Genomic DNA, 13,130 nt, shown 5'->3' with positions numbered 1-13,130 from the left:
TTTATGCAAGATACAAATTTAAATAGACTCAATATACAAATCAAACTGTTCTACAAATATTAAAAGCGCTACGCGCATGACATGGACTACCCGATGTATTAACATCGGGAATAATAATAAAAAAAGAGGTAGTTATGGCAGCTCGTGGCCTGTTTACGTCAAGGATTGGTTTTATCCTAGCCGCTGCTGGCTCCGCAGTGGGATTAGGCAATATTTGGGGATTCCCGACAAAAGTAGCTGAAAACGGAGGGGCGGCGTTTGTTGTCATGTATTTATGCATGGCCTTTTTACTTGCCTATCCCGTTTTAATGGCGGAACTGATTATCGGTCGTGCAAAACGCAGAAACATGATCGATGCACTTCACAGTATTTCAGGCAATTTTTTAGGCACGCTTACCGGTAGTATCGGCGCGATAACTGTCATACTTATTCTGTCTTTCTACGCTATAGTCGCCGGCTGGATGACATCTCACCTGGTAGATGCCACTTTATCAGTGGTTTCAGTAAATATGCCTTGGTTAACTGAAGGTTCAATTGCACGTAACATTCTGTTTATGGCAATTTTTCTGGTCTTTACCTGCATTGTGGTCATTGGTGGCGTAACAAATGGGATTGAGCGCTGGTCAGTGCGTTTAATGCCAACACTTTTATTATTGATTATCAGCTTGATTGTGTATGTCAGCACGCAAAACGGTGCTATGGACGGCTGGAAAGCATTTTTAGTACCCGACGTTGCTCGGGTGCTTGAGCCTGGCTTAATGATTGACGCAATGGGACAAGCTTTCTTTTCCATGTCATTAGGCGTTGGCACCATGCTTGTTTATGGTTCATACATTCAAAAACAGGAAAATTTACCCAAGCTGGGTGCATCTGTCGCTTTGGTCGATATTGGTGTGGCTATTTTAGCAGGGATGTTAATTATTCCGGCCATGTACGTTGCTTTGGCCAACGGGGTTGAAATATTCGATCAGGGCAAATTAATAGAAGGTCCTACGCTTATCTTTCAGGTGTTACCTTCTTTATTTGCGACTATGGGCTTTGTTGGAACTATCGTCGCGACTGCATTTTTTGCGCTTATGGTTATCGCGGCGCTGACCTCATCTATCAGCATGCTTGAAGTACCTGTTGCGTTTTTAGTAGACAATAAAGGAATGCGTCGTAAAAAAGCCACGATATTGTTAAGCCTGCTGGTATTCGTATTAAGCAGTATAATCGTGCTGAACTTCGATGTATTGTTCGGGTTTGTGATAACGCTTACAACGGAATATAGTCAACCGCTTTTAGGGCTTGTGCTTTGTATATTTGCTGGCTGGATCTGGCGGCGAAATGAAATTCTCACAGAGCTAAAGCAAGGCAATGAAAGCGCTGAGCAAAGTCTCTTTTGGAAAATTTGGCCTTGGTATGTCAAATTTGTATGTCCTGTGGTCATTGCCACAATGTTTTACCGTTCGGTGGTTTAATGATGCAAGCAACACAAAAAACACCCACTTTAGTTGACGCGCTTATCCCTATCATTGTGCTAATTATTCTGATGGGAAGTTCGGTCTATCTATTTGGCTACGATTCTTCTTATGGTCCAAATCAGATAGCCTTACTCATTGGAATGTTTCTAGCAGCGCTTATCGGTTTAAAAAATGGACACACCTGGAAATCGATAGAAGAGGGGATCGTTACAGGCATTTCAATGTCATTAGGGGCATGTCTTATTTTACTTGCGGTAGGTTCTCTAATTGGCACATGGATGTTGGCCGGCACAGTGCCAACGCTTATTTATTATGGCTTGTCAGTTTTAAATCCCACTTTCTTCTATGCCGCAAGCTGCATTATCTGTGCGATTGTTGCAATGAGTATTGGCAGCAGTTGGACAACCGCAGCTACAATAGGCGTCGCCTTGATTGGCGTTGCCACAGGCATGGATTTGTCTCTTGCTATTACTGCAGGGGCAATCGTATCCGGAGCGTATTTTGGGGATAAGTTATCCCCTTTATCTGAGACCACTAATTTAGCGCCAGCGGTGGCCGGTACTGATTTATTCGAGCATATAAAATATATGCTTTGGACGACGGTGCCCAGCTTTTTAATCGCGCTGGTTTTATTTTCAATTCTTGGTTTACAGGAAGACAGTGCGAATGTAAGCGACAGAATCGGCGAGATGCAAGGGATATTGCTTCAAGAGTTTTCAATTGCCTGGTATAACCTCATCCCCTTATTTGCCTTACTCGCACTTGCTATCAATAAAGTGCCTGCCTTTCCAGCAGTATCTATTGGCGCAGCGCTTGGTGCCATATGGGCGCTGGTTTTCCAAACAGATTTAGTATCAAGCATGATGAGTGATTCATCATTTAATCCATTTATAACAAGTTTAATGGTGGTTTGGACTGCACTGTTTGATGGCGTAAGCTTCTCAACTTCAGATGAGAGTTTGAACGACTTGCTTTCGCGAGGCGGAATGTCTTCAATGTTAAACACTATTTGGTTAATTATTTGTGCGATGTCCTTTGGTGCCGTATTGGAAAGAGTTGGATTGTTGACTGCAATTGTATCGGCAGCGCTAAAGGGAGCAACAAGTGCAGGGGCCATGGTCTCGCGTACAATTTTAACTTGTATTGGAACAAACCTGGTTACCGCGGATCAATATATCAGCATCGTGATGCCAGGGCGTATGTACAAAGAAGAATTTGAAAAACGCAATCTTCATCAGCTCAACCTGTCTCGCAGTTTGGAAGACGGAGGCACGATCACATCACCGTTGATTCCCTGGAACACTTGTGGTGCCTATATGCACAGTGTTTTAGGTGTTCATCCATTCAGCTATATTTTTTATACGTTCTTTAATCTAATTAATCCGATTTTAGCTATAATTTATGCATACTTTGGAATAAAGATATTACGATTAGAGCCACCGAAGGTTGAAATTCGGAATTAGCGCTTAAAGGCAAATGTAACAATATTTCGACTAATGAACGAGTTGTAAGTTAGGCGCAAATGCGTAAACATTCTTTTAATAGTTAGTGCGTCAACGCTTTAGGATTTTATATGTCATCAACTTTGATTGCCAAACGTCGTGCAGATTATAGAGCACCTGATTTTTCTATCCCATCTATCAACTTGTGTTTCGAATTATCTCCCGAAAAAACGGTGGTCAGCAACACAATGAAAGTCACGCGTAACCATTCTGGCGCAAGTAAACTGTTTTTAGATGGCGAAGACATAGATTTGCTAAGCCTGCACATAAATGGCGTTAAAGCTAGCGAGGATAAAGAGTATCGATGCTTAAATGATGGTATTGAAATTGATTTTTCGCAAACAGCGGCGTTTACGAATAACGCGGGTGAGTCTATCGAGCTTTGTATTAAAAATACCATTAATCCAGCGGCGAATACCAGCCTCGAAGGCCTGTATTATGTAAGTGGAGCCTATTGCACGCAGTGTGAGGCAGAAGGATTCCGTAAAATCACGTATTTTGCAGACAGGCCAGACATACTTTCTATTTACACAGTAAGCATTATCAGCGATGACGACAAGCTATCTTTTTTGTTAAGTAACGGCAATAAAGTTGAAGATACAAAACTTGATGATGGACGCCGCAAAGTCGTCTGGCACGACCCATATTACAAACCGTCGTATTTGTTCGCCCTTGTTGCGGGTGACTTCGATTGTTTAGAAGACGAATATACGACAAGTGAAGCACGAAAAGTAAGCCTGCAAATATTCGTGGATAAAGGGCGCTTGCATCAGGCTCGCCATGCGATGGATTCATTGAAAAAAGCCATGCGGTGGGATGAAGAGCGTTTTGGCTTGGCCTACGATCTGGATATTTACATGATCGTGGCTGTGGATTTTTTCAATATGGGCGCCATGGAAAATAAAGGTTTAAACGTATTTAATTCAAAGTTTGTTTTGGCAGAACCGGAAACTGCCACTGACGAAGATTATTTTAATATCGAATCAATAATTGCTCACGAATATTTTCATAACTGGACAGGCAACCGCGTTACCTGCAGAGACTGGTTTCAGCTCAGTTTAAAAGAGGGACTGACGGTATTTAGAGATCAGAAGTTTTCTGAGGACATGAGCAGTGAATTAGGCTGTCGTATTAAACAGGTAAAGGTCATTAAAGAGCACCAGTTTGCTGAAGACGCAGGCCCAATGAGTCATCCTATTCGCCCTGATGAAGTAATAGAAATGAATAATTTCTATACAGTTACGGTGTATGACAAGGGAGCGGAAGTTATTCGCATGCTTCATACTTTGCTTACTCCTGAGGGGTTTCGCAAAGGCATGGACTTATATTTTGAACGCCACGATGGACAAGCGGTGACCTGTGATGATTTCGTACAGGCCATGCAGGATGCAAATGAGCATGATTTAAGCCATTTTAAACGCTGGTATGCGCAATCAGGCACACCCGTAATCGACATTCAGAAGCTTGATGACGCATTTGCATTCACGCAAATTAACGAGGCGACCGCGGACCAGAGCGAAAAAGAAACGCTTTATATTCCAGTAAATTTTTCGATTCTCGATAAAGATGGGCATGAACATTTCGCACCGGAAGCAAAAGAAGGTACTTTCGTTTTAGAAAATGAGACTGCCAAGGCAACTATTCCTGAAGCAATAGATTCTGCAGTACCTGTGATCCTTTCGAATTTTTCAGCACCAGTGAAAGTTCGATATCACTATACAAAAGATGAATTAATCCATATTGTTCAGCATGCATCCAGTTATTACGCAAAGTGGGATGCCAGTCAATTACTGTACAGCATGCTTATTGCCGACCGCTATCAACGCTTGGGTGCCAGTTTTTCAAAGGATCCAAGCATAGCAACCCAAGCGGGCGTTAAAGCAAGTGCCACTATTAACAAATTGGTCGCGGTGTTTAGTGAGCTTGAGGTACCGAAAGATGTGTTCGCACAACTTCTTAGCCTTCCAAGCATTGAAACCTTATCCAATGATTATGTCAATTTGCGGCCTCTAGCGCTACTTGAGGCGCGTGACCATATTATGAAAGAGTTGGCAGTAGCCGCTTATGAGCTGTGCTTATCGCAGTTTGAATCGCTTAAGCACTCTTTTAATGAACCTTATGTCTATGAGCAAGAACAGGTTAATGCACGAAGTTTGAGAGCTGCCTGTATGCAGCTATTGTCATGTTACGCCGAATTGTCTTCTACACATTTTGATTTACAGTCTGTTTATCAACAAGCGAATAATATGACAGACAAACTTAATGCGCTCAAAGCGGCTCAACAATTTGATATTGCTCAGTTTGATGCGCTTATCTCCAGATTTGAGACTGATTACCGACATGACAGCGTTGTAATGGACAAATGGTTTGCATTGCATGCAGGTGCCAAGCGCGCGGATATATTGGCACGCCTGGACTTGTTGCGGGCGCATTCGTCATACTCAATTAAAAATCCAAACAAAGTACGTGCACTTATTGGCAGTTTCGCTTTCTACAACACGCAAGGATTTCATGCGGCAGATGAAAGTGGCTATAAGTATTTAAGCAATTATCTGATTGAATTGGATAAAATTAATCCGCAGGTTGCTTCGCGCTTGATTACGCCCATGCTTCAATTAAAACGCTATGAAGCATCACATCAACGAATGATAAGAATGCAATTAGAACGTTTGATTACGAGCAAGGGACTGAGTAAGGACTTGTTCGAAAAGCTTTCCAAAACGCTAACGCAGTTTGAAGCTCAGGAGCCAGCTCAGGAATAATGAGCCAAGGATGAAAAGGGCTTATGATCCTGAATAGGAATATACAAATTAAGAAGTAGGGCAGATGAAGCGTTACGAGTTTGATATCAGTATGAGCTATGCACACTGTAGTGATTTATATTCAGCTTCTATACGCTTTGTGATTGTTCAAGCGCACTCCGGTGAAAAGATTCGCCTTCCAAAAGAAAACCTGAAGCGCTTTTTAATGCCAGACGGTATACACGGTCGTTTTGAAATGCGTATCAACGATCAGAACAAGATCCTGAGCATAAATCGCATTGCTTAAGTGCACTTGTTCAAACAATAAGCACTTGAGCAACAATTTATGTAAAAACTGTCGACTTATTTGTTAACTGGTACGATTAGTTCTTGCGAATGATGTAAAATGATGTAATCATTTTGTTAATTGAACACTAAAGTCTACACTGATCGTAATTTACGATTGTATTGGAGAAGGTAATCCCATGACAAATAAGCCTAGTGCATACAAGAAGTCGACAATAGCAATAGGTGTTGCTGCTGTTTTGGCTGCTGCGTCGCATAGTGCAAACGCAGCGAATTGGAACTTTGGCGACCTCGAGGTCACGTTCGACTCTAACTTTACGCTTGCAACCAGCATTCGAGTAGAAGATAGAGATTTCAGTTTGATTGGGAACAGTAATCATCCCCAATTTGACTGGTCAGGTTACAACGCAGCGACTAACATCATTTACCCGAGCGCAGATGTTTGGGCTTTGGCGGATGGCGCATATTCGACTAATGGCGACTTAGGCAATCTTAACTTTGACCCGGGCGAAGCGGTATCGACCCAGTTTGTTGGCTTGCACGAACTGGAATTGCAATATAACAACTTTGGTTTATTTGCGCGTGGTTTCTATTTCTACGACTTTGAGTTAATGGATCGCGATCGCGATTGGCAAAATCCAATTACCGGCGTAACAAGTGACCCTTGTAAAGATGACATTGCCAGAGATCTGCAGTGTCGTGACATTCGATTGCTCGACTTTTTTGTTTACAGTGACTTCTACATGGGCGACATGCCGGTTAGCTTGCGTGTAGGTGATCAGGTGGTTTCATGGGGTGAAAGTACTTTCATTCAGCACGGTATCAATACCACTAACCCAATTGATGTGCCGCGGGCCTTGTCTCCAGGTGCAGAGTTAAGAGAAATCTTTATTCCGGTAGGAATGGTTTATGGCTCTATTGGCTTAACTGATGAAGTGAGCTTATCCGCCTATTATCAATACGAATGGCAGCGTTCGTGGCTCCCGGTTCCGGGTACATATCTTGCGACGAACGATTTTGCAGGAGATGGCGGTTCGTTTAACAATATTCAGTTAGGCTTTACGGGTAACCCGGATATTGATGCAGATACGCTGATCACGCAGCTAAATGAAATCGGTAACGCTTTGCGTGCAGGTCAAATAGATCCGGCAACCGCATCTCAGCTCTATCTGGCTTATCCAACGAAAGTGGCAGTAAGAGCGCCAGGCGATGCCGCGCATGAAGATGCGAGTGACTCTGGTCAATATGGTGTACGTGTAACGTGGTTTGCGCCTGAATTAAACGAAACAGAGTTTGGTTTTTATCACATCAACTATCATAGTCAGCGTCCGCTGGTTTCAGGTATCACATCTGACTTTACTGCTCAAGGAATCGGTCAGGATTTAGCATTCCTATCCACCAATCTGGTGACTCGCGACAACGTAACGGAATTGGGAGCATTCACTGAGTCTCGATTCATTTATCCTGAAGATATCAAGCTTTATGGGTTCAGCTTTAATACAAACGTGGGTGAAACCGCGCTCTCGGGTGAGTTCTCCTATCGTGTGGATGAACCTTTGCAAATCGACGATGTCGAATTGCTGTATATGGGTATGCCAGAGCAGTTAGCAAATGCGGGATTACGTCCAGATTTGGCCGGTATTTCGCAGTTAAACAACATTGGATTTGACGTAGGTCCGGGCGAGACTGCTCCGGGTTTCTTGTTGTCTGATACATGGCAGGCTCAATTTACGGCGTCTCACGTCTTTGGCCCTATGCTTGGTACCGATAATTTAATCTTATTGGGCGAAGCGGCTTATGTTTCAATCGAGGATTTTCCTGATCCGGAAGTTATCCGCCTTAATGCTCCGGGAACGGCAAGAACGCCTTCTTTAGAGCCAGTCCCTGGATCAAATCCGCCTAACTTCAGAGAAGGTTTGCACATTGGACTGTCAAATGGTCCTGAAACCAATCCTTTCGCAACTGAAACCGCTTGGGGCTACCGACTACTTGCTGTTGCTGATTATAACAGTGTCTATGCAGGTATGAACTTGAGAGTGAGAGCGACGTTTTCACACGATGTTGACGGGACAACACCTGATCCATTGTTTTTATTCCAAGAGGATAGAAAGTCAGCAAACCTTTCGTTTACTTTTGATTATTTGAGTAAATGGTCTTTTTCTGCTTCATATAATGCGTTTTGGGGCGGAATCGGCACTGCTAATCAGTTAAGTGACCGAGACTTTATTTCCTTCGACATTAAATACGCAATTTAAGGACGTTATAATGATAAAGAAATTTGGTGTAATTGCAGCGAGTATTGCAATCGCAGTAGCCAGTCATTCAGCCCTTGCAAATGTGACCGAGGCAGAAGCGGCTAAACTTGGTGCTGAACTAACGCCCTTAGGTGGAGAGAAGGCAGGAAATGCTGATGGCAGCATCCCTGCGTGGACAGGCGGCATTACGACTCCACCTGCAGGTTACGAGCCAGGCGGTTTCCACATTGATCCATTTCCGGAAGACAAACCGCTGTTTACTATTACAGCGGCTAACTATAAAGAATATGCAGATTTTTTAAGTGATGGTCAGAAGGCCTTGTTTGAAGCCTATCCTGATACCTATAAAATGCCGATTTATCAGACTCGTCGCACCGCATCAAACCCTCAGGCAGTTTATGATGCCACAAAGGCAAATGCGACACGTGCAGAGTTGCTTGACGGTGGGAATGGTTTAAAAGGTGCGGCAATTGGTATTCCATTCCCCATTCCGGAAAACGGATTGGAAGCAATCTGGAATCATATTCTTCGCTATCGTGGAGAAGCTGTGCAGCGCTATGGCGGTCAGGCAGCGGTAACTGCCGGCGGTGCATATAACGTTATCGGCTTTGATGAAACTTTGATGATCAAATATGCGGAAGAAGGCATCACGCCGGAAAAACTCTTAGAAGATAATATCCTGTTTAAATTTAAGCAGTCTGTGACAAGCCCTGCGCGTTTAGCTGGTACTGCCTTGCTCGTGCATGAAACGGTAGATCAGATAAAAGAACCGCGCCAGGCATGGACTTACAATACAGGCCAGCGTCGCGTGCGTCGTGCGCCAAATATTGCTTATGATGCACCCGGAACGGCGGCTGATGGCCTACGTACCACCGACGATTTTGACATGTTTAACGGTTCACCAAACCGCTATAATTGGGAATTAAAAGGCAAAAAAGAAATGTTTATTGCCTATAACAATTATAAGCTTCACAGTGATCAAACCTCTTATGAAGACATTTTACATGCTGGACATATTAATCCTGAGCTGACACGCTTTGAAAAACACCGTGTATGGGTGGTTGAAGCGACCTTGAAAGATGAGTTCCGTCACGTTTATCAAAAGCGTACATTTTATATCGATGAAGATAGCTGGCAAATCCATGTAGCGGATATGTATGATAATCGTGGTGAGTTGTATCGTGTTGCTTTGGCTTATGGTGTAAACTATTACGATGTTCCGACCCATTGGTCAACGCTGGACGTTTATCATGATTTGAACTCTCGACGTTATTTAGCCGTAGGTTTAGATAACGAGGAGCAAATGTATGACTTTACCGTTCGCCCAAGCGATGTGGATTTCACGCCACAAGCACTGCGGCGAGAAGGCAAGCGTTAATATCAAACGGTTGGCTTAGCCAACCGTTTTTTTTTCAACTTTTTATTTAATGATTAGGATGCGTGTGAATAAACATTTTGCTGCTTCTATTGCTTTAATTTCAAGTGCTTTGTTATGCAACGTTGCTGAGGCACAAAGCGAGTCTGCCTTTATGGCGCCTTTAGTCAAAGAATCGATGCTTTTGGATGTTGCAAAGGCCAATCAACTTGTTGTGGTAGGAGAGCGCGGTCACATTTTAAGTGGAACGCCTCAATCGCTGACGCAAGTCAGTGTCCCTACACAAGTCACTTTAACTGCGGTAGACGGAATAAACGATATCTATATTGCTGTAGGGCATGATGCAACGATTCTGCGTTCAAGCGACGGTGGAAAAACATGGACAGAGGTTTTCAGTAAAGTCGAAATAGACCGACCATTTTTGGACGTAATGTTTTTAAGCGAAAACGAAGCCTTGGCAATTGGCGGATATGGACTGTATTACAGGAGCACAGACGCGGGAGAAACCTGGGAGCTAGAGCAAGACAACACTTCCTTGCTTTCGCAAGACGATGTGGATTATCTTGAAAGCATCGCTGATGATCCTGAGTTTTATCAGGAAGAGCTCAATTACATATTCCCGCATTTTAATCGTCTGAGTAAATCCAATGGCAATCTCTTTCTGGTTGGAGAAGCCGGGCTTATTGCTCGAAGCACGGATAATGGCCGCTCGTGGGAACGGTTTGAAATCGACTATTATGGCTCATTCTTTGATGTGCAGGAAATAGCAGATAATCAGCTACTGGCAGTTGGTTTGCGCGGTAACATGTACCTTAAAGACGGTTTTGATGAGTGGGAAAGGATAGAAACATGTATTACCACTTCATTAAATACCATTGTTAAAACCGAGCTTGGGTTTTATGTGGTTGGAAACAATGGTGTCGTTTTATCCTTAGACCCGGCTCGTTTAGGTCAGGATGAAACGCAGGCGCCTAATAACGAAGGCTGTGAAAGGCACATTGCGCTTACTCGTATTCCATCTGATATTTCTTCTTCAATTAGCAATGCATTTGTTGCAAACGGTGAACTAACGGCCGTAAGTGCAAATGGCCTTCAACCCGTAGAGTAGTTTGAAGTATGAACGCATTTATTAACACTTTAGAAAAAGCTGTCTTTCGAAATCGCGTCATTTTGATTGCTATTTTTACAGCGATTACCGTATTTTTAGCTTATCAGGCATCCCAATTAAAACTCGATGCCGGTTTTACAAAAAATATTCCGCTCAATCATGAGTATATGCAAACCTACATTGAGCACAAAGAAAATTTTGGTGGAGCAAATAATATCCTGGTTTCAGTTTGTGATACCGAATCAGAGATTTTCAATACTGAATTTTTCGATACGCTCAAAGCTGTACATGATCAGGTGTTTTTCATCAATGGTGTGAACCGCTCACTCGTGGTTTCGCTGTTTGCTCCTTCCACACGGTTTACCGAAATTGTTGAGGGTGGTTTTTCCGGTGGCCCGGTTATTCCCGCCGATTTTAATTCCAAAAACCCTGCGCACCTTGAGTTGGTAAGGAAAAATATAGACAAGGCAGGCATCGTTGGGCGTCAGGTGTCCAATGATTTCACTTGCGCCATGGTCACAGCGCAGTTGTTGGATATCGACCCTGAAACCGGTGAACAGCTTGATACACTGGCAATAGCGGATGAGTTAGAACGCCAAATTCGTGGCGAATTTGAGACCGATCGCATTAGCATTCACATCATTGGTTTTGCAAAGATGATTGGTGATGTTGCCGATGGTGCGAAAGACGTTGTCATGTTCTTTGGTATCGCCATCGCGATAACGGCTATCATGGTTTTCTTCTTTTGCCGCTCCATTATGCTAACCGTTTTACCGCTGGCTTGTTCTTTTATAGCTGTAGTATGGCAATTGGGGCTACTCATACTCTTTGGTTTTGGCATGGATCCCATGTCCATTCTGGTGCCATTTCTGGTATTTGCGATTGGTGTAAGCCATGGCGTTCAAATGATAAATTCTGTGGGTAAGCGCGCAGCTCAAGGAATGGATATAAAAGTCGCGTCACAGCATGCCTTTAGAACCTTATTAATTCCCGGTGGCATTGCGCTGTTATCAGATACGGTAGGCTTTATGACCTTACTGGTCATTGATATAGGCATTATTCGCGAGCTTGCCATTACCGCCAGTATGGGGGTTGCCGTTATTATATTAACCAACCTTTTGTTGCTGCCGGTCTTGATGTCTTATGTCAAATTGTCAGAAGCCAACAAAGCGCGTTATGAATCTCATGGTGAAGAGTCACAGCTTTGGAAAGCGGTTTCAAACTGCGCCTCTAAAAATGTAGCGATTGTGATTGTAACAGTGACAAGCCTTTTATTTATTTGGGGATATTTCCAGTCTCAGCAAATGAAAATAGGGGATTTGCACGCGGGAGCGCCTGCGTTGCATGAAGACTCCCGCTATAACCAGGATACCTTCCTCATCACCGATAAATATGAAATTACGGTAGATTATATTTCGGTGATTGTCGAAGGACCTGAATCAGCGTGTACCGATTACGACATAATGTCTGCAATGGACGATTTCCAGTGGCGAATGCAGAACGTAGATGGAGTTCAGTCTGCCATTTCATTAGCTTCTGTGGCAAAGCAGGTCAATGCCGGATATAACGAGGGCAACCCTAAATGGCAGGTTTTACCGCGTAATCAGGCGACAATGGTGCAAGCGGTTTCTCGCGTGCCGACCTCGTCTGGTCTGTTGAATGCCGATTGTTCGGCTATGCCAATTATATTATTCATGGAAGATCATAAAGCAGAAACAATCAATACGGTTGTTGATGCAGTAAAAGAGATTAGAACGCTTTACGAGACGGATGATTTACAGTTTAAGCTAGCTTCCGGCCCGGTAGGTGTTATGGCTGCAACAAACGAAGCAGTGGAGTCCTCGCAAAATCCAATGCTTTACTATGTATTTGGTGCCGTTATTTTGCTTTGTTTAGTGAGCTTCAGATCACTACGTGCAACGCTTTCTGTTGTTATTCCGCTATATGTCGTGTCTATTCTGGCGCAAGCCTTAATGACTTATCTGCAAATTGGCCTGACGGTATCAACCTTACCCGTTATTGCGCTTGGCGTGGGTATTGGTGTCGACTATGGCATTTATATTCTGTCGACCATGAACGATAAGCTACGAGACGGTGAAAGTGCGCAGACCGCCTACTACGAAGCTTTAAAAGAGCGCGGCAGTGCAGTGCTGTTTACCGGAATAACTTTAGCGATTGGTGTCAGTACCTGGGTATTTTCATCACTGAAGTTCCAAATGGATATGGGAATTTTGCTGACCTTTATGTTTGTTGTGAACATGTTGGGGGCAATTATTGTACTTCCGGCGATTGCCAGACTACTTTGGTATAAGACGGCTAAAAAATAATTGTTCATAATTATGCGAGCAGATTTTCTATAGCGAGCCGATACTAGCGAGTA

8 protein-coding genes are annotated in these 13,130 nt (G+C 43.4%); all 8 read left to right on the top strand.

Features of this window, described 5'->3' with window-relative positions; all coding sequences use genetic code 11:
- Window positions 1–134 precede the first annotated feature (134 nt).
- The 8 genes from D6V41_RS00225 to D6V41_RS00190 all read left to right on the top strand — a co-directional run bounded on the left by D6V41_RS00225 (window position 135) and on the right by D6V41_RS00190 (window position 13,077).
- Window positions 135–1,460 (top strand): sodium-dependent transporter, encoded by a 1,326-nt coding sequence (locus D6V41_RS00225; RefSeq protein WP_136249492.1) that lies wholly within the window; start codon window positions 135–137, stop codon window positions 1,458–1,460.
- On the top strand, window positions 1,460–2,926 hold the full coding sequence (gene nhaC, locus D6V41_RS00220) for a Na+/H+ antiporter NhaC (RefSeq protein WP_421907312.1): 1,467 nt from the start codon (window positions 1,460–1,462) through the stop codon (window positions 2,924–2,926). Before D6V41_RS00225 ends, nhaC begins: the two co-directional genes overlap by 1 nt.
- Window positions 2,927–3,036: 110 nt before the next feature.
- On the top strand, window positions 3,037–5,727 hold the full coding sequence (gene pepN, locus D6V41_RS00215; RefSeq protein ID WP_136249491.1) for an aminopeptidase N: 2,691 nt from the start codon (window positions 3,037–3,039) through the stop codon (window positions 5,725–5,727).
- A gap of 64 nt (window positions 5,728–5,791) precedes the next feature.
- The gene (locus tag D6V41_RS00210) at window positions 5,792–6,013 is read left to right on the top strand and encodes a DUF2835 family protein (protein WP_136249490.1); all 222 of its coding nucleotides are present in this window, start codon (window positions 5,792–5,794) and stop codon (window positions 6,011–6,013) included.
- Between the two features lie 178 nt (window positions 6,014–6,191).
- Entirely contained in the window at window positions 6,192–8,267 is a 2,076-nt protein-coding gene (locus D6V41_RS00205; protein WP_136249489.1) for a DUF1302 domain-containing protein, read from the top strand.
- A gap of 10 nt (window positions 8,268–8,277) precedes the next feature.
- Window positions 8,278–9,645, top strand: coding sequence for a DUF1329 domain-containing protein (locus D6V41_RS00200; protein ID WP_136249488.1), 1,368 nt, complete (start codon window positions 8,278–8,280; stop codon window positions 9,643–9,645).
- A gap of 64 nt (window positions 9,646–9,709) precedes the next feature.
- Window positions 9,710–10,750 carry a beta propeller repeat protein gene (locus D6V41_RS00195; RefSeq protein ID WP_421907309.1) on the top strand — a complete coding sequence of 347 codons (1,041 nt, stop codon included), beginning with the start codon at window positions 9,710–9,712 and terminating at the stop codon, window positions 10,748–10,750.
- A gap of 8 nt (window positions 10,751–10,758) precedes the next feature.
- Window positions 10,759–13,077 carry an efflux RND transporter permease subunit gene (locus D6V41_RS00190; protein WP_136249486.1) on the top strand — a complete coding sequence of 773 codons (2,319 nt, stop codon included), beginning with the start codon at window positions 10,759–10,761 and terminating at the stop codon, window positions 13,075–13,077.
- Window positions 13,078–13,130 lie beyond the last annotated feature (53 nt).

It is taken from the genome of Ningiella ruwaisensis (assembly GCF_004798935.1).
Taxonomy (GTDB): Bacteria; Pseudomonadota; Gammaproteobacteria; order Enterobacterales; family Alteromonadaceae; genus Glaciecola; species Glaciecola ruwaisensis.
The sequence above is the reverse complement of the archived record's forward strand: the minus strand, read 5'-3'. Positions and strand labels throughout refer to the sequence as shown.